15 protein-coding genes are annotated in these 17915 nt (G+C 63.5%); 9 read left to right on the top strand and 6 right to left on the bottom strand.

What is annotated here, in order from left to right:
• Positions 1-34: 34 nt before the first annotated feature.
• Positions 35-1705, top strand: a complete 1671-nt coding sequence (locus tag PP4_RS01485) for an FMN-binding glutamate synthase family protein (RefSeq protein WP_016497578.1) — start codon at positions 35-37, stop codon at positions 1703-1705.
• A 54-nt stretch (positions 1706-1759) separates the two neighbouring features.
• Here PP4_RS01485 and PP4_RS01480 read toward each other — a convergent pair whose 3' ends face one another.
• Positions 1760-3079 (bottom strand): OprD family porin, encoded by a 1320-nt coding sequence (locus tag PP4_RS01480; RefSeq protein WP_016497577.1) that lies wholly within the window; start codon positions 3077-3079, stop codon positions 1760-1762.
• Between the two features lie 475 nt (positions 3080-3554).
• Between PP4_RS01480 and PP4_RS01475 the strand changes: the two genes are divergently transcribed.
• Positions 3555-5630 (top strand): TonB-dependent receptor, encoded by a 2076-nt coding sequence (locus PP4_RS01475; protein ID WP_016497576.1) that lies wholly within the window; start codon positions 3555-3557, stop codon positions 5628-5630.
• 133 nt (positions 5631-5763) lie between these two features.
• Here PP4_RS01475 and PP4_RS01470 read toward each other — a convergent pair whose 3' ends face one another.
• Positions 5764-5961, bottom strand: coding sequence for a hypothetical protein (locus PP4_RS01470; RefSeq protein ID WP_026034717.1), 198 nt, complete (start codon positions 5959-5961; stop codon positions 5764-5766).
• Positions 5962-6145: 184 nt separating this feature from the next.
• Positions 6146-7252: an agmatine deiminase gene (gene aguA, locus PP4_RS01465; protein WP_016497575.1), complete on the bottom strand. Its 1107-nt coding sequence runs from the start codon at positions 7250-7252 to the stop codon at positions 6146-6148.
• Between the two features lie 278 nt (positions 7253-7530).
• On the opposite strand from aguA, the gene rfbC reads away from it, so the two are divergent.
• From rfbC to PP4_RS01445, 4 genes are read left to right on the top strand one after another with little or no spacing between them, the layout of a single operon-like run.
• On the top strand, positions 7531-8076 hold the full coding sequence (rfbC, locus tag PP4_RS01460; protein ID WP_016497574.1) for a dTDP-4-dehydrorhamnose 3,5-epimerase: 546 nt from the start codon (positions 7531-7533) through the stop codon (positions 8074-8076).
• 42 nt (positions 8077-8118) lie between these two features.
• The gene (locus PP4_RS01455; protein ID WP_016497573.1) at positions 8119-9933 is read left to right on the top strand and encodes a sensor histidine kinase; all 1815 of its coding nucleotides are present in this window, start codon (positions 8119-8121) and stop codon (positions 9931-9933) included.
• Entirely contained in the window at positions 9930-11336 is a 1407-nt protein-coding gene (locus PP4_RS01450; protein WP_016497572.1) for a sigma-54-dependent transcriptional regulator, read from the top strand. Before PP4_RS01455 ends, PP4_RS01450 begins: the two co-directional genes overlap by 4 nt.
• Positions 11336-11791 (top strand): thioesterase domain-containing protein, encoded by a 456-nt coding sequence (locus tag PP4_RS01445; protein ID WP_016497571.1) that lies wholly within the window; start codon positions 11336-11338, stop codon positions 11789-11791. Before PP4_RS01450 ends, PP4_RS01445 begins: the two co-directional genes overlap by 1 nt.
• 159 nt (positions 11792-11950) lie before the next feature.
• On the opposite strand, the gene cysQ is transcribed toward PP4_RS01445, so the two are convergent.
• A complete protein-coding gene (cysQ, locus tag PP4_RS01440) occupies positions 11951-12769 on the bottom strand; it encodes a 3'(2'),5'-bisphosphate nucleotidase CysQ (RefSeq protein WP_016497570.1) in 819 nt (272 codons plus the stop codon).
• Positions 12766-13332 (bottom strand): ADP compounds hydrolase NudE, encoded by a 567-nt coding sequence (nudE, locus tag PP4_RS01435; protein ID WP_016497569.1) that lies wholly within the window; start codon positions 13330-13332, stop codon positions 12766-12768. The genes cysQ and nudE overlap by 4 nt, the downstream gene beginning before the upstream one ends.
• A 64-nt stretch (positions 13333-13396) precedes the next feature.
• On the opposite strand from nudE, the gene yrfG reads away from it, so the two are divergent.
• Positions 13397-14059: a GMP/IMP nucleotidase gene (gene yrfG, locus PP4_RS01430; RefSeq protein WP_016497568.1), complete on the top strand. Its 663-nt coding sequence runs from the start codon at positions 13397-13399 to the stop codon at positions 14057-14059.
• A gap of 50 nt (positions 14060-14109) precedes the next feature.
• Here yrfG and lysM read toward each other — a convergent pair whose 3' ends face one another.
• The gene (gene lysM / locus PP4_RS01425; RefSeq protein ID WP_016497567.1) at positions 14110-14550 is read right to left on the bottom strand and encodes a peptidoglycan-binding protein LysM; all 441 of its coding nucleotides are present in this window, start codon (positions 14548-14550) and stop codon (positions 14110-14112) included.
• A 177-nt stretch (positions 14551-14727) separates the two neighbouring features.
• On the opposite strand from lysM, the gene fdhD reads away from it, so the two are divergent.
• Positions 14728-15558: a formate dehydrogenase accessory sulfurtransferase FdhD gene (gene fdhD / locus PP4_RS01420; protein WP_041167489.1), complete on the top strand. Its 831-nt coding sequence runs from the start codon at positions 14728-14730 to the stop codon at positions 15556-15558.
• Positions 15559-15563: 5 nt separating this feature from the next.
• Positions 15564-17909, top strand: a complete 2346-nt coding sequence (locus PP4_RS01415; protein WP_016497565.1) for an FdhF/YdeP family oxidoreductase — start codon at positions 15564-15566, stop codon at positions 17907-17909.
• Positions 17910-17915: the final 6 nt, after the last annotated feature.

The following is a 17915-nucleotide window of genomic DNA, read 5'->3' as shown; positions in this document are numbered from 1 at the left end:
TCCTATGCCCGGTCATCCTGCCTGCGATGGACCCATGAATCACTCTCTGCCCAGCCGCTACGCCTGCCTCGTCATCTGCCTGTTGTTCACCTTTGCCAGCCTGCCGCTGCTGCCCCAACATGCCTGGCTCTGGCCAATCACACTGATCACTGCCCTGCTCAGCCTCGTCGGGCTCAACGACCTGCGCCAGAGCCACCACGCCGTGCGCCGCAACTACCCGATCCTGGGCAATATCCGCTACCTGATCGAAACCATCCGCCCGGAAATCCGCCAGTACCTGATCGAGGGTGACGACGACAAGCTGCCGTTCTCCCGCTCGCAGCGCTCGCTCGTTTACGCACGCGCCAAGAACGAAAGCGCCGAGAAAGCCTTCGGTACCCTGAACGATGCCTACAAACCCGGTTTCGAATTCATCAGCCATTCGATGCTGCCAGTGGCCACGCCAGACCCGGCCTCGTTCCGCATCGCCATTGGCGGGCCGCAATGCCGCCTGCCCTACTCGGCCTCGATCTTCAACATCTCCGCCATGAGCTTTGGCGCCCTCAGCGCCAATGCCATCGCCGCGCTAAACCGCGGTGCGCGCATGGGCCGTTTTGCCCATGACACGGGTGAAGGCAGCATCAGCCCCTACCACCGCGAACATGGCGGTGACCTGATCTGGGAAATCGGCAGTGGCTACTTCGGCTGCCGTACCGAGGACGGTCGTTTCGACCCTCACCGCTTCGCCGAACAGGCCCGCTCGCCGCAGGTGAAGATGATCGAGATCAAGCTCAGCCAAGGCGCCAAGCCAGGCCACGGCGGTATCCTGCCAGGGCACAAGGTCAGCGCCGAAATTGCCGAGACCCGTGGCGTGCGCGCAGGTGAAGACTGCATCTCCCCGGCCGCGCACAGTGCCTTCCGCACGCCAGCCGGGTTGCTGCAATTCGTGGCCAGCCTGCGCGAGCTGTCGGGTGGCAAGCCCGTAGGCTTCAAGTTCTGCTTGGGCCACCCGTGGGAGTTCATGGGCATTGCCAAGGCCATGCTGGCCACCGGCATCACCCCGGACTTCATCGTTGTCGATGGCAAGGAAGGCGGTACCGGCGCGGCACCTCGCGAGTTCAGCGACAACATGGGTGTGCCCATGCGCGAAGGCCTGATGTTCGTGCACAACACCCTGGTCGGCCTGAACCTGCGCTCCAGCATTCGCATTGGCGCTGCGGGCAAGATCGTCAGTGCCTTCGACATCGCCAGCGTACTGGCCATCGGCGCTGACTGGGTCAACTCGGCACGCGGCTTCATGTTCGCCATTGGCTGCATCCAGTCGCAAAGCTGCCACACCAACAAATGCCCGACCGGCGTGGCCACGCAAGACCCACTGCGCCAGCGCGCCCTGGTGGTGCCAGACAAAGCCGAGCGGGTGGCCAGCTTCCACCGCAACACGCTGCACGCACTGGCCGAAATGCTGGCTGCTGCGGGCCTGGAGCACCCTTCGGAGCTTAAGCCCAAGCACCTGGCACGGCGTATCAGCCCCAGCGAAATCGGGCTGTTCTCGGACCTGCACACGTTCCTCAAGCCAGGCGAACTGCTCAGTGGCTCGATTGAAAGCGAGTTTTATGCGCGGATGTGGCGGATGGCGCGTAGCGACAGTTTTGCGCCGGAGACGGGGGACACTGCAACACGAGTTGTGGCATCAAGACTGCGCCACGAAGAGACTGAACCCGCATGATAAACAAGACTGGGGCTGCACCGCAGCCCCAGCTTTCAAGCAAACAACTGCGGATCAGAAGATGCTGATCGGGTACTCGACGAATACGCGGACTTCGTTGCCGTCGTCGTTGTAACCGTTCTGCTGCACAGCGTTGTTGGTACGCAGGAACGAGCTACGCAGCTTGATGGAAAGGTCCTTGGCCGGGCCGTCCTGCACCACGTAACGGATCTGGTTGAAGATCTCGCGCTCTTTACCTTCGCCGAAGCCCTGCGGGTTGGCGACGTTACGGGTGTTGATGTTGTCACCTACCACGTAGGCCAGCTTGTAGGTCAGGCCCGGAATGCCGTAGGCACCGAAGTCCAGGCCGTAGCCCAGCTGCCAGGAGCGCTCGTCTTCGGCGTTGAAGTCGGACCAGTACGAGTTGGCCAGGTAGATGGTCGAACCACCGTCACCCACGCCACCGGCGTTCTGGTAGAAGCCATAGTTGTAACCGGTGCTGCCGGTGCTGCGCTGATGCGCGAGGGTGAACGAGTGCGCACCGTACGCGTAAGTGGCTGCCAGGCTCCAGATGGTGTTGGAGTCGCCATTCAGGCCAGCGGCTTGTACGTACTTGCTGTCGATGTCCGACTTGTAGCCGTTGAAGTCCAGGGTCAGGGACTGGTCGCTGGCGATCGGGAAGACGTAGTTCAAGCCCAGGTAGTGCTTCTTCATCACGTCTTCGTTGTCTGCGGTGTACAGCGAAGCGGTGAAGTTGTCGGTGAACTTGTAGCTACCACCGAAGACGTTGATCGACTTCAGGCCGCCACCGTCACGGCGCTCGGCGCTTTTGCGCGCTTCCTGGGTGAAGCGGCCGGCGTTCAGTTCCAGGCCCTCGATCTCTTTCGAGGTGATCAGGGTACCGGTGAAGCTTTCTGGCAGCAGACGCGCGTCGTCGTACTGCAGCACTGGCAGAGCTGGCATCTGGTCACCGTACTTCAGCACGGTGTTGGAAATGCGGAATTTTACTGCTGCGCCACCACGGGCCAGGTTGTGCGGCGAGCTGGCGTTGCCTTCGGCATTGGTGGTTTCGTGCGGCTTGAAGAAGTCGACGCCGCCGCCACCGTTGTGGCCTTTGCCGCCATCAAGGCGGACGGCGTACAGGCCGAATGCGTCGACGCCGACGCCCACGGTGCCCTGGGTGAAGCCGGAGGAGAAGTTGGCGATGAACGCCTGGCCCCATTCGATCTGGTCGTCGGTGCCGTGCTTCTTGTCACGGTTGATGTAGGCGTTGCGCAGAAGGACGTTGGCGTGGCTGTCCTCGATGAAGCCCTTGCTGTCGGCCTGGTCATTGGCCTGTGCCTGGGTCGCGGCGATCATCGCCAAGGCGACCAGGCTGATCCTGGTTTTCAACATGTTGTTTTCCTTATTTCTTAATCAAAAACGCTCTGCACTATGACGCCAGGAACCAACGCCCCTTCGTAGGTTCGACGCTATGCGGATCCCGCCTGGTGGGCCAGCCGGTAAGTCCACGGCAGCCCTCGGCAGCAGCATGGCCAAGATAATGGCCAGCAGGCGTTGGCCGAATCCTAGCCGTGTGCGATTACAAATGTCAAAAAGTCGTGAAATGCAGGTTGATATAACCAAAATTATCGGCAGAGCTGGTGCATTTCCATGCAGGTTTGCGCTATCAGTGGGCAATTTATCTCGTGTGGGAAATTACCTTTTGATCGAACGGACAATTTCCCGAGAGCAGGCAAACCGTGGCGGCAGAGGCTGTTACAAAGAGACACATATGTAAAGACAACCCTTTACAAATACCCAAGCAAGAGCAAATAGCAAGCATTACCATTCGCGCCTTATTTTTCACCTGCCCGGTCCGGATGTGTCCATGCTTGTACCTTGCCGCCTTTCCCCCTTGACGCTTGGCCTGTCGCTGCTGTTCAGCGCCGGCCTGGCCAGTGCCGCCACCACCACGCTGCCAGAGTCGTCGGTTACCGCCGACAGCGAGCGTGAGAAGGACAACCCGCGCGTCAAGGAGGTGAGCACCGCCACCCGCACCTCGACGCCGGTACGCTATGTGCCACAGGCCATCGACACGGTGAAAACCGCCAATGTGCTGGACTACGGCAACAACACCCTGGGCAAGGCGCTGGAGGGGATCCCCAACGTAAGCAGCGGCGCCGACACCCGCTTTGACAGCGTGCGCATCCGCGGCTTCGAGGCCAGCAACGACTTCTACCTGGACGGCATTCGCGACGACAGCCAGTACATCCGCGACCTGCACAACATCGAGCGGGTCGAGGTGCTGAAGGGGCCAGCGGCGGTGCTGTATGGCCGTGGCAGCCAGGGCGGCATCGTCAACCGGGTCAGCAAGGCTCCGGAGCAGGGGCGCCGCTCGAGCATCGAAGCACAGGCCGGCAGCGAAGACCTGCGCAGCCTGTATGCCGACCTCAGCGCCGACCCCAGCGACACTGTCAGCCTGCGCCTGAACATGGGCAACCAGGACAACAACAGCTTCCGCGAGGGTATCGACGGCAGCCGCCAGCTGTTCGCCCCGTCGGTCAGCTGGCAAATCACCCCCGACCTCAACTGGCTGGTGCAGTACGAATACAGCCGCTACAACCGTACGCCCGACCGGGGCATCCCCGGGGTGAATGGCCGCCCGGCCGACGTCAGCCGCGGCACCACCTACGGCGACCAGCGCGACTACATCGATGATCGCGCCCAGTCCCTGCGCTCACGCCTGAATTACCAGCTGAACGAAACCTGGCAGCTGCGCCATACCCTGGGCCTGTTCAAGCTCGACAGCGAGTTCGACAACACCTACGTCACGGGCTACAACGCCAGCACCAATGTCCTGACCCGCCAGCGCTGGCAGCAGGACCTGAACACCCGCAACCTGTTCAACAACCTGGAGGCCGAGGGCGACTTCGACACCCTGGGCCTGGAGCACAAGCTGCTGCTGGGCCTGGAGTTCGGCAACCAGAAGCGTGACCCTGTGCTGTATACCGCTGGTAGCCAGCCGCTCCCGGGCTTGGGCAAACCCGGTAGCAACCAGCAGCACAATGGCACACTGGCGCTGTCGAGTAACAACCACACTGTGGTCGATAGCCGCGGCCTTTACCTGCAAGACCAGATCCGCCTGAACGATCAATGGCAAATCCTGGCTGGCGTTCGCTTCGACCAGTTCGACGTGGAAACCACCAACAAAGATGGCGTGCGCGAACCGCAGGACAGTAACAGCACCAGCCCGCGCCTGGGCGTGGTCTACACGCCATGGCGGGATCATTCGTTCTACGCCTCGTGGAGCAAGACCTTCTCGCCGGTGGGCGGCGGCTTGATCGGCATCACCCCGGATGCACCGGGCAACGGCAACGACGCCAAGCCGGAAGAGACCCGGCAGAAAGAAATCGGGGTGAAAAGCGATTGGCTCGACCAGCGCCTGACCACCACCCTGGCCATCTACGAGCTGGAACTGTACAACCGCCGCACCCGTGATCCGGAAAACCCGAATAACATCTTGCTCAGCGGCTTGCAGCGTTCGCGCGGCATCGAGTTGACGGCCACCGGCAATATCGTCGGCAACTGGTATGTACGCGGCGGCATCGGCCTGCAGGATGCGATCATCGTCAAGGACAACAACGGCCAGGAAGGCAACCGCATCAACGATGTGGCCAAGCGCAACGCCAGCCTGTTCGTGACCTGGAAACCAGAGCTGGGCTGGTACGCCGAAACCGGCGTTACGCTGGTAGGTGAGCGTTATGCGGACAACCAGAACACCACGGTGTTGCCAGGGTATGGCCGTTGGGATGCGCTGGCGGGGTACCGCACCCATGACTGGGATGTGCGGGCGGCGTTGAGCAACATTGCCGACAAGACCTACTACAGCTCGGCGACCAGTGCGGCGCAGATTCAGGTGGGGGACCCGCGTAGCCTGGTGGTGACGGGTAGCTACAGCTTCTGATCGTTGTTGACTGTACTGGCCTCTTCGCGGGCGCGCCCGCTCCCACAGGTGTTTCACAGGTTTCGAGCCATGTGGTGACTCTGTGGGAGCGGGCATGCCCGCGAAGAGGCCGGTACAAGTAATACCGATCCGATCAGTGCCACACCGCCATCAGCGCCTGCATCTCTGCTTCGCTGATCAGCCCTTGAGGGTACCGCCCGGCAAGCAGACGTCGTGGGTCGGTCGTCCTGACCCTGATGCTTCCATGGTGTTTCAACCACTTCGCCACAACCTTGAGCGACTGGTGATTCACTGCCGATGGGCGCAAAGCCGACTCACTTGCTGCGTTCATGTCTACACGTACTCCCTGGCCCGTGAGCGGCTAATTTACGTAGGTAATGTTACAGATCCGAGAGCGCGGCCCGGCCGAGCTATCTGATTGAAAAACAATACAAAACCTATGCCAGCCTGGGCGCCGGGTGTCGCCAGAAAAAAAGCCCGTCAAATGACGGGCCTTTTTTTAATTCACGCTGGGCTCAACGCTTGACCGGCGCCGGCTGCTGCTGAGTCAGGCAGTGGATGTTGCCGCCACCCAGCAACAATTCGCGGCCAGGGATCATCACTACTTCGTGGTCAGGGAAGATCTTTGCCAGGATCGCTCTGGCTTCGGCATCTGCCGGGTCGTCGAAGCTTGGCGCAATGATGCCGCCGTTGACGATCAGGAAGTTCACGTACGAACCGGCAAGGCGCACCGACGGGTCTCGCTCCTGGCTGCCGGCCACCTGATCGACACCGGCACACTCTTCAGCGGTGGCAAACAGCGGGCCTGGGATCGGCATCTTGTGCACGATGAACTCGCGGCCCTTGGCATCGCGGGTGTTCTTCAACACCTCCATGGCCGCGTGGCAGCGCGCATAGTTGGGGTCGTTCGAATCATCGGTCCAGGCCAGTAACACTTCACCCGGGCGCACGTAACAGCAGAAGTTGTCGACGTGGCCGTCGGTTTCGTCGTTGTACAGGCCATCCGGCAGCCACACCACGGTGTCGACCGCCAGTTGGTCACGCAGCACGGCTTCGATCTGCTCGCGGTTCAGGTGCGGGTTGCGGTTACGGTTGAGCAGGCATTCCTCGGTGGTGATCACGGTGCCCTCACCGTCCACGTGGATCGAACCGCCTTCAAGTACGAAGCCTTCGGTTTGGTAGCGCTGGCAGCGCTCCATTTCCAGCACCTTGGCGGCCAGTTCCTCGTCGCGGTTCCACGGCGCATACAGGCCGCCGTCGAAGCCGCCCCAGGCATTGAAGCCCCAGTCCACGCCACGCACTTCACCTTGGTCGTTGATGACGAAGGTTGGGCCGGTATCACGCACCCAGGCGTCGTCGTTGCTGATTTCGACCACGCGAATGTTCGGCTGGTCGAGTTGGCGACGGGCATTTTCGTACTGGCCGGCGGAGGCCGCGACGGTGACAGGTTCGAAGCGGGCAATGGCCTTGGCCAGGGTCACATGCGCAGCCTGTGCCGGCTTGCCGCCCAGGCGCCAGTTGTCCGGGCGCTCCGGCCAGACCATCCACACCTGGGTTTGCGGGGCCCACTCGGCGGGCATGTGGAAACCATCGGCACGGGGCGTGGAGTTGAGGGTTTTCATGGGTGACCTCTATGATGGCCCTGAGCCGGAGTGTGCTGGGGCGTTTGTCAATTTATAACCGATATATATCGATATTTGAAGCCCGGCAGTCGGGAATGACTCGCGAACTATGCGCAATTAGATCGATAACAATCGAACCATTGAAAGCCGTGCCTGGTGCCGCTACCGGTCTGACGTCTACCATAGCCACACCTTATGCATCCTGTTGCATCGGCATGCGGAAAATTCCAGCGGGGCCGACTAGGGTCAATACTTGGGCAACGGGCCAGCGAGCCACTATGAACATCATCCCTACCGCAATCCCTGAAGTACTGATCATCGAGCCGAAGGTCTTCGGTGACAGCCGTGGTTTTTTCTTCGAAGCATTCAACGCGCGTGAGTTCGCGCGGCAAACTGGCGTGCGCACCGAGTTCGTGCAGGACAACCACTCTCGCTCCATCAAGGGTGTACTGCGCGGGCTGCACTATCAGGTCGAGAACACCCAAGGCAAGCTGGTGCGGGTGGTACACGGGGAAATCCGCGATGTCGCCGTGGACGTGCGCAAAAGCTCGCCAACCTTTGGCCAATGGGTCGCCGTGCACCTCTCGGCCGACAACCACCGCCAGCTATGGGTACCTCCCGGTTTCGCCCACGGTTTTGCGGTGATGAGCGAATCGGCCGAGTTCCTCTACAAGACCACCGATTACTACAACCCCGGCGCCGACCGCTGCATCCGCTGGGACGACCCGCAACTGGCCATCGACTGGGGGTTGCAGCAACCACCGGTGCTGTCGGACAAGGACAAGCTCGGCCTGCCACTGGCAGAGGCGGAACTGCTGCCTTAACTAGCGCATAATTGCGCCAGACTTTTCTGGCGCATTTACGTGATGATTGCAAAACCCACGCCCCCACGCCGTCCCCGCTGGCGCAGCCTGGCCTTGTTGGCCCTGTGCCTGGCCCCGTTGTTGTGGCCCCTGCATCACCTGGCCGAACGCTACTACCAGGAAGAGCTCGCCTCGCAGAACCGCCAGACCCTCGACCTGTACGTCGCCAACCTGCTCGGCACCCTGCACCGCTACGAAACCTTGCCGCAGATCCTCGGTGACCTGCCGGCGCTGCGTGGCGTGCTGGCCGACCCGTTCCGCCTGGAAGCGGTGACCAACGCCAACCGCCTGCTCAAGGACATCGTGCAGCAGACCGGTGCCGAGGTGATGTACCTGATGGACGTCAGCGGCAACACACTGGCCGCGTCCAACTGGGACAAGCGCGACAGCTTCGTCGGTCGCAACTTCGCCTTCCGCCCCTACTTCAACGAAGCCATGGCCGGCCACCTGGGCCGGTTCTTCGGCCAGGGCACTACCTCGGCCAAGCGCGGCTACTTCTTTGCCGCAGCTGTGCGGGACCGCGAGCGCATCGTCGGCGTGCTGGTGGTCAAGGTCGACCTCGACCACACCGAAACCCTCTGGGGCCGCACCCCCGAGCAGTTGCTGCTGACCGACCACAATGGTGTGGTCATCCTGACGTCGCGGCCCGACTGGCGCTTCCGCTCCACCCGCACGCTGACCGAGGCCGAGCGCCAGGCCATCATCGCCATCCAGCCCTACCCGACCCAGGCCCCGCAACCGCTGGTGCTCAACCCGGACGCCTGGATCACCCAGACCCGCGACATCAAGGAAACCGGCTGGCAGGTCAGCATCCTCGCGCCGCGCATGCTGGTCGATCGCTCGGTGCAAACGGTGATGGCCATCGGTGCCGGTACGCTGCTGGTACTGATGCTGCTGGCCGGCCTGGTGATGCAACGGCGGCGCCACTACATCGACCGCATCGACTTCGAAGCCCGTGGCCGCCAAGAGCTGGAAAAGCGTGTGGCCCAACGTACCGCCGACCTTGAAGGCCTGAACACACGGTTGAAAAATGCCGTGCTGGAACGTGAAAACGCCCAGCAAGAAGCAGTGCGCGCCCAGGACGAACTGGTGCAGGCGGGCAAGCTGTCGGTACTCGGCACCATGTCGGCCAGCATCAGCCACGAGCTGAACCAGCCGCTGGCGGCCATCCGCAGCTACGCGGAAAACGCCGAAATCCTGCTGGACCACCAACGCACCGATGACGCCCGCGGCAACCTCAAGCTGATCGGCGAGCTGACCGGGCGCATGGCCTCGATCATCGCCCACCTGCGCGCCTTCGCGCGCCGCGACCGACATGCCCCGGAAAGCGTGGCCTTGCAGCCCGCCCTGGACGATGCCCTGGCACTGCTGGCCAAGCGCCGCCGGGCGATGGCCGTTGAGCTGATCCGCGACCTGCCGGAGGCGACCTTGTGGGTACAGGCCGGTGAAACCCGCCTGCGCCAGGTGCTCGGCAACCTGCTGGCCAATGCCCTCGACGCCCTGACCGAAAAGGCCAACCCGCGCCGCTTGTGGCTAAGTGCCGAGCAGCGCGATGACTGCGTCTACCTGTACATCCGCGACAACGGCCCCGGCTTCAGTCGACAGGCCCTGGAGCATGCCAAGGAGCCGTTCTTCACCACCAAGACCCGCACCCAGGGCCTGGGCCTGGGCCTGGCCATCTGCGAAAGCCTGATGCGCGCCCTGGGCGGTGAACTGCTGCTGGCCAACCACCCGGAAGGTGGCGCACTGCTGACCCTGCAGCTGCGCGTGGCCGCGCCTGGCGCTACTTTGCCCAATTCGGAGGACTCCTCGGCATGACCACCGAGACACTGATCGACAGCCAAGCCCAGGTCATCCTGGTGGACGATGACCCGCACCTGCGCCAGGCGCTGAGCCAGACCCTGGACCTGGCCGGGCTCAAGGTAGTCGCCCTGGCCGATGCCCAAGGCCTGGCCGAGCGTATCGAGGCCGATTGGCCCGGTGTGGTGGTCAGCGACATCCGCATGCCCGGTATCGATGGCCTGCAACTGCTGGAGCAACTGCACGGCCGCGACAGCGAGCTGCCGGTGCTGCTGATTACCGGCCATGGCGATGTGCCGCTGGCGGTGCAGGCGATGCGCGCCGGGGCTTATGACTTCCTGGAAAAACCCTTTGCCACAGACGCCCTGCTCGACAGCGTGCGCCGCGCCCTGGCCCTGCGCCGCCTGGTGCTGGACAACCGCAGCCTGCGCCTGGCACTGAGCGACCGCCAGCAACTGGCCACCCGCCTGGTCGGCCACTCGCCGTCCATGCTGCGCCTGCGCGAGCAGATCGGTGCCCTGGCCGGCACCCGCGCCGATGTGCTGATACTGGGTGAAACCGGCGCGGGCAAAGAGGTGGTGGCCCGCGCCCTGCACGACCTGTCCAGCCGACGCGACGGCCCGTTCGTGGCGATCAACGCCGGCGCGCTGGCAGAGTCAGTGGTGGAAAGCGAGCTGTTCGGCCATGAGCCAGGCGCCTTCACCGGCGCGCAAAAACGCCGTATCGGCAAGTTCGAGTTCGCCAACGGCGGCACGCTGTTCCTCGACGAAATCGAGAGCATGAGCCTGGATGTCCAGGTAAAACTGCTGCGCATGTTGCAGGAACGGGTGGTCGAGCGACTCGGCGGCAACCAGCTGATCCCGCTGGATATCCGCATCATTGCCGCGACCAAGGAAGACCTGCGCCAGTCCGCCGACCAAGGGCGCTTCCGTGCCGACCTGTATTACCGCCTGAACGTGGCGCCGCTGCGTATTCCACCGCTGCGCGAGCGCGGCGATGACATCCTGGTGCTGTTCCAGCACTTCGCCGACGCCGCCAGCCAGCGCCATGGCCTACCCCCGCACACCTTGCAGCCGGCGCAGCGTGCCGTGCTGTTGCGCCACCCCTGGCCAGGCAACGTGCGCGAGCTGCAAAACGCCGCCGAGCGTTTCGCCCTTGGCCTGGAGCTGGCCCTGGACGGCCAGGCGCCGCCGGCGACAGCAGCTGCTGTGCCAGTGCTGAGCGGCAACCTCAGCGAGCAGGTCGAGCAGTTCGAACGCTCGCTGATCGCGGCCGAACTGGCCCAGCCACACAGCTCCATGCGCAGCCTGGCCGAGGCGCTGGGCATCCCCCGCAAGACCCTGCACGACAAGCTGCGCAAGCACAGCTTGAGCTTCGACGGCGGCAGCGGCGGGCATGACGACCAAGAGGACCACCGTTAATGAACACCGATAGCCAGTACCTGCAGTCCGTACTGCACAGCGACATCCCCCTGACCCGCGAAATGGGCCTGGAGGTGATCGATTGGCAGCAGCACACCCTGCGCCTGCAACTGCCGCTGGCGGCGAACGTCAACCACAAGAGCACCATGTTTGGCGGCAGCCTGTACTGCGCCGCCGTGCTGGCGGGCTGGGGCTGGCTGCACCTGCGTCTGCGGGCGCTGGGGATCGATGACGGGCATATCGTCATCCAGGAAGGGCAGATCAGTTATCCGTTGCCGGTTACCGGTGCGGCGGTGGCGCGTTGTGCACCGCCCGACGAAAAGACCTGGGAGCGATTCCTGGCCATGTACCAGCGCCGTGGGCGGGCGCGGTTGACGTTGGAAACCACCGTGAGCAATGCCGGAAGTGACGAGCCTGCGGTGAAATTCAGCGGCCAGTACGTGCTGCACCGCTAGCCCAACAGCCGCTTGAAGCAACTGCCTGGCACACAACCCAAAGACTGGCGCAATTCCTGTGGGAGCGGGCAAGCCCGCGAACACCGGCGAAGCCGGTGCCGTGCACCGCGGTGCCTGCTTCGCGGGCTCGCCCGCTCCCACAGGGTACGGTTAAATCCGTCAGATCAGCTTCAGGAAGGCCTGGCGCCATGCAGCATTGGCAGGCAACGCCAGGAAATACGGATTGAGCAGCGACTCGCGTGGCGGATACCGAAACGGCAAGCCATCCAGCCCGATCACTTCGCCACCGGCCCCCTCCACCACACCCTGGGCCGCAGCGGTGTCCCACTGCGAAGTCGGCGCCAGGCGCGGATAGCAGTCTGCGCTGCCCTCAGCCAGCAGGCAGAACTTCAACGAACTGCCGATATTGGCCAGCTCCAGCTCACCCACCGCAGCCCCAAGGCCGGCCAACAGCGCTTCCTGCTCCGGGCTGGAATGCCGGCGGCTGGCCACCACGGTAAAACGCTCGCCCTGCGCGGGTGCGTTGCGTACCTGGATCGGCTGGGCTGCCTCACCGGCATCTGCACGCCAGGCCCCCATGCCGCGCCCCCCAAAATAGCAGCGCCCATTGGTGGGCATCGACACCACGCCAAACACCACCTCGCCGTTTTCGACCAGGGCGATGTTGACCGTGAACTCTTCGCTGCCGGCAATGAACTCCTTGGTGCCGTCCAGCGGGTCGACCAGCCACCAGCGGCTCCAGCCCTGACGCTCGGCCAGCGGAATGTTGCAGTCTTCCTCGGACAGCACCGGAATGTGCGGCGCCAGCGCCAGCAGGCCATCGGCAATCACCCGGTGCGCTGCCAGGTCGGCGGCGGTCACCGGCGAATCGTCGGCCTTGTTGGTCACGGCCACGTCGGCACGCCAGAACGGCAGGATCGCCTCGCCTGCGGTCAGTGCCAGCTTGACCACTTCGTGCATCAGTTGCAGGTCGTTCATAGCTCCAGCAGCCCCCGCTGGATCATCAGGTCACGGGCCAGGTACAGCGCCGCCAGGGCGCGGCCCTCGGTGAACTGTGGGTGCATGGCCAATGCCGACAACTCGCGCAGGTTGACCTTGTCGACCCGCATCGGCTCTGGCTCATCGCCTTCCAGGCTCTCTTCGTACAGGTCGGTGGCCAGCACTACCTGGATCTTCTGGCTCATGTAGCCCGGCGACAGCGACAGCTCGGTCAGGTGCTCCAGCTGGCGTGCGCCAAAACCGGCTTCTTCCTTGAGCTCCCGGTCGGCTGCCGCCAGCACATCCTCGCCCGGCTCGATCAGGCCCTTGGGCAACGACAGCTCGTATTCATCGGTGCCGCCGCAGTATTCCTCCACCAGCACGGCATGCTCGGCGTCGAGCATGGCCACGATCATCACCGCGCCGTAGCCGTTACCCCGGCCCACCAAACGCTCGTAGGTACGCTCATTGCCATTGCTGAAACGCAATTGCACGGCTTCGACGCGGAACAGGCGGCTGCTGGCGACGATTTCGCGGCTGAGGACGGTGGGTTTCTGGCGCATGGGGCGGCTCCTTGGCGTGAACGGGTTACTATACCGTGGCTAGCCGACTGATCGAGAGTTTCCCATGCCTGTTATTCCCTGGTCTGCCATCGATACCGTCCTGCTGGACATGGACGGCACCCTGCTCGACCTGCATTACGACAACCGCTTCTGGCTGGAGCACCTGCCCCAGCGCTATGCCGAGCTGCACGGGGTGAGCCGGACCATGGCGGAAATGGAGCTGCAGCCACTGTTCGAGCGCAATGCCGGCACGCTGAACTGGTATTGCCTGGATTTCTGGAGCCGCGAGCTGCGCCTGCCAATCCGGGAGCTGAAGCAGGAAATCGCCGACCTGATCGCCCTGCGCCCAGACGCCGACACCTTCCTGGCGGCAATCCGCAAGGCGGGCAAACGCGTGGTGATGATCACCAATGCGCACCGCGACTCGCTGTCGCTGAAGCTGGAGCGGGTGGAACTGGCGCCGTACTTCGAACGGCTGATCAGCTCGCACGATTATGGCTACCCGAAGGAAAGCCCGCAGTTCTGGGATGCCTTGCAGGCGGACATCGGTTTTGAGCCGGGGCGCAGCCTGTTTATCGATGACACGCTGGCGATACTGCGCAGTGCACAGCGATTTGGGGTGGGCCACCTGCTGGCGGTGCGCCAGCCGGATAGCAAGGCAGGGCCGCGGGATACCGAAGAGTTTGCGGCGGTCGAGGATTACCGGGAATTATTGGTAGGCCTATGAGGCCCTCTTCGCGGGTTCACCCGCGAAGAGGCCGGTACAGGTTTCAGAAATCAGTCAGGAATACGCAGCACCTGCCCCGGATAGATCTTGTCCGGGTGCGACAGCATCGGCTTGTTGGCCTCGAAAATCTTGTTGTACTGGTTGGCGTTGCCATAAACCACGACTGAAATGGCCGATAGCGTGTCGCCCTTTTTCACCGTAACGAACCGGGCCGCCTTCACAACCGGCCCAGTCACGGTGATCTGGTCATCCACGCTGGCTACACCATTGATGTTGCCGGCTGCGAGGATGATCTTCTCCTTCTCTTCCTGGCTGGCCACTTCACCCTTGAGGGTGATCGTGTCTCCCTCTACAGTGGCGGTGATGTTCGGGTTGCCCAGGCCAACGTCTTGCACGTGTTTTTTCAGCTGCTCCTCGGCATTGGCATTGCCAGGGGTCAGCAGATCGATCAACTTCTCGCCGGCTTCCTTCACGAAACTGAACAGGCTCATTGCGCTCTCCTTGTTGACGAAACCTCGGACTCACGAGTCTAGGCCAGCTTTTCCACTCCCGCCCCCTGTGCGACCAATCGACACGGTCTATCAAGGCATAGACCCTAGCGATTAGACGCCGCCGGCCCGCAAGCCTAGGCTTGTGCTATCAGAAAGCCGCCGGTATTCAACGCCCCGATGAACAGCAAACCTCCGGTCTGCGCGGCATCATCGCCCTTGTCCATGCCCGCCGCCAGCAACACCTACGATTACGTCCAGCTCAGCGACGCCCAACGCGACAGCACCCCGCTGGCCGAAGAAGTGGCCCTGGCCATTGTCTACAACGGCCTCAACCAGGCGGTGATGCTGGTCAGCCCCACCGACCTGGAAGACTTCGCCGTCGGTTTCAGCGTTGGTAGCGGCATTGTCGAAGGCACCGCAGAAATCTACGACCTGAAGCTTTCCGGCAGCGGCTCGGCAATGTATGCCGACCTGGAAATTTCCAGCCGGGCGTTCTGGAACCTCAAAAACCAGCGCCGCCAGCTGGCCGGCACCAGTGGTTGCGGCCTGTGCGGAGTCGAAGCGCTTGAACAGGCGCTACCGGACCTGCCCGAACTGCCAGGCGCGCCCCTGCCCCCGCCCCAGTGGCTGGTTGGCCTGCGTGAACGCATCGATGCCTTCCAGCCGCTGGGCCAGCATTGCGGGGCTGTGCATGCCGCACTGTTCATGGACCGCCATGGCGAGCTGCTGCTCGGCCGTGAAGACATCGGCCGGCACAACGCCCTCGACAAGCTGATCGGCGCCCTGCTGCGCCAAGGCATAGACAGCCAGGGCGGCCTGGCCATCGTCACCAGCCGCTGCAGCCTGGAGCTGATCCAGAAAGTACTGCGTGCCGGCATCCAGACCCTGGTCAGCCTGTCGGCGCCCACCGGCCTTGCCCTGCAATGGGCACGCAAGCACAACCTCAACCTCATCCATCTGCCCAAGCACAGCGCACCGCGGGTCTACAGCCCGGCGGCGGAGTCGTAACAGCCGTGACCTCTTACCAGCACCTCCCGGACAACGCCCCAGCCTCCCCCCCTCGCTACAAGCCCTACCACGGCCCCGCCGGTGGCTGGGGGGCGTTGCGCAGCGTGGCCAAGGCCTGGGTCGGCAGCGACAACGCGCTGAAGAACATTCGCGCGCTGCTCAAGACCAACCAGAACGGCGGCTTCGACTGCCCGGGCTGCGCCTGGGGTGATTCGCCGGAAAGCGGCATGGTCAAGTTCTGCGAAAACGGCGCCAAGGCGGTGAACTGGGAGGCGACCAAGCGCCGCGTCGATGCCGCCTTCTTCGCCCGTTACAGCGTCACCTCGCTGCTGCAGCAGAGCGACTACTGGCTGGAGTACCAAGGGCGCCTGACCGAACCGATGGTCTACGACGCGCCCAGCGACCGGTACCTGCCAATCAGCTGGGATGCCGCGTTCGCCCTGATCGCCCGCGAGCTGAACAAGCTGGCCAACCCTGACCAGGCCGAGTTCTATACCTCGGGGCGCGCCAGCAACGAAGCGGCGTACCTGTACCAGTTATTCGTGCGCGCCTACGGCACCAACAACTTCCCCGACTGTTCGAACATGTGCCACGAGGCCAGTGGCGTGGCCCTCGGGCAAAGCGTCGGGGTTGGCAAGGGCACCGTCACCTTCGACGATTTCGAGCATGCCGACACAATTTTCGTCTGGGGCCAGAACCCCGGCACCAACCACCCGCGCATGCTCGACCCGCTGCGCGATGCGGTGAAGCGTGGCGCCCAGGTGGTGTGCGTAAACCCGCTGAAGGAACGTGGCCTGGAGCGTTTCCAGCACCCGCAGAACCCGCTGGAGATGCTGACCAACAGTGACCGGCCGACCAACACCGCGTTCTTCCGCCCGGCACTGGGCGGCGACATGGCGATGCTGCGCGGCATGGCCAAGTTCGCCCTGCAATGGGAACGCGAAGCCCAGGCCAAAGGCGAACCGGCCGTGTTCGATCATGCTTTCATTGCCGAACATGGCCATAGCGTCGACGAGTACCTGGCAGTGGTAGATGCCACGCCGTGGGAGCACATCCAGGCGCAGTCCGGCCTGGCCCTAGCCGACATCGAGCTGGCCGCCCGCATGTACTGCCGCGGCAAGCGGGTGATCATGTGCTGGGCGATGGGCATCACCCAGCACCGCCATTCGGTGCCGACCATCCAGGAAATCGTCAACCTGCAGATGCTGCGCGGCAACATCGGCGCACCCGGCGCTGGCCTGTGCCCGGTGCGTGGCCACAGCAACGTGCAGGGCGACCGCACCATGGGCATCAACGAGCGCCCGCCGGTGGCCCTGCTTGACGCCATCGAAAAGCGTTTTGGCTTCCCCGTGCCCCGGCACAACGGCCACAACACCGTCGAAGCGATTCACGCCATGCTCGATGGCCGAGCCAAGGTATTCATCGGCCTGGGGGGTAATTTTGCACAGGCCACGCCGGACACCGAGCGTACCGCACAGGCACTGCGCAATTGCGAGCTGACCGTACATATCAGCACCAAGCTCAACCGCAGCCACCTGGTGCACGGCAAGCAGGCGCTGATCCTGCCGTGCCTGGGCCGCACCGACATCGACCTGCAGGCCGACGGGCCACAAGCGGTGACGGTGGAAGACTCGTTCAGCATGGTGCACGCCTCCAACGGCCAGCTGAAGCCACTGTCGACGCAAATGCGCTCGGAACCGGCAGTGGTTGCCGGCATCGCCGCCGCGACCCTGGGCAAGCAACCGGTGGACTGGCACTGGCTGGTGGCCGACTACGACCGCATCCGCGACCTGATCGGCGATACCATCGCCGGCTTCAGCGGTTTCAACCAGCGCCTGCAACACCCAGGCGGCTTCTATCTGGGTAACAGCGCCGCCAGTCGCGAATGGAAGACCAGCACCGGCCGCGCCAACTTCAAGGCCAACCTGCTGCCGGATTCGTTGCTCGATGAGCGCGTGCGCGCCAGTGGCCAGCTGCCGGACCTGATCATGCAGTCGATGCGCTCTCACGATCAGTACAACACCACCATCTACGGCCTGGACGACCGCTACCGCGGCGTGCGCGGCCAGCGCGAGGTGCTGTTCGCCAACGAAGCCGACATCATACGCCTGGGCTTCCAGCCGGGGCAGAAGGTCGACATCGTGTCGCTGTGGGGGGATGAGCATGTGCGCCGGGTGCAGGGCTTCACCCTGCTGGCCTTCGACATCCCCGCCGGGCAGGCAGCGGCGTACTACCCCGAAGTGAACCCGCTGGTGCCGCTGGAGAGCATTGGCGATGGTAGCCATACGCCGACATCGAAGTTCATTGCCATCAAACTGGAGCGGGCACGGGACGACGGGCGTATCCTGTAGAAACGA

The sequence above is a fragment of the Pseudomonas putida NBRC 14164 genome (assembly GCF_000412675.1).
Taxonomy (GTDB): Bacteria; Pseudomonadota; Gammaproteobacteria; order Pseudomonadales; family Pseudomonadaceae; genus Aquipseudomonas; species Aquipseudomonas putida.
This window is presented reverse-complemented; position numbering and strand designations above follow the sequence as displayed.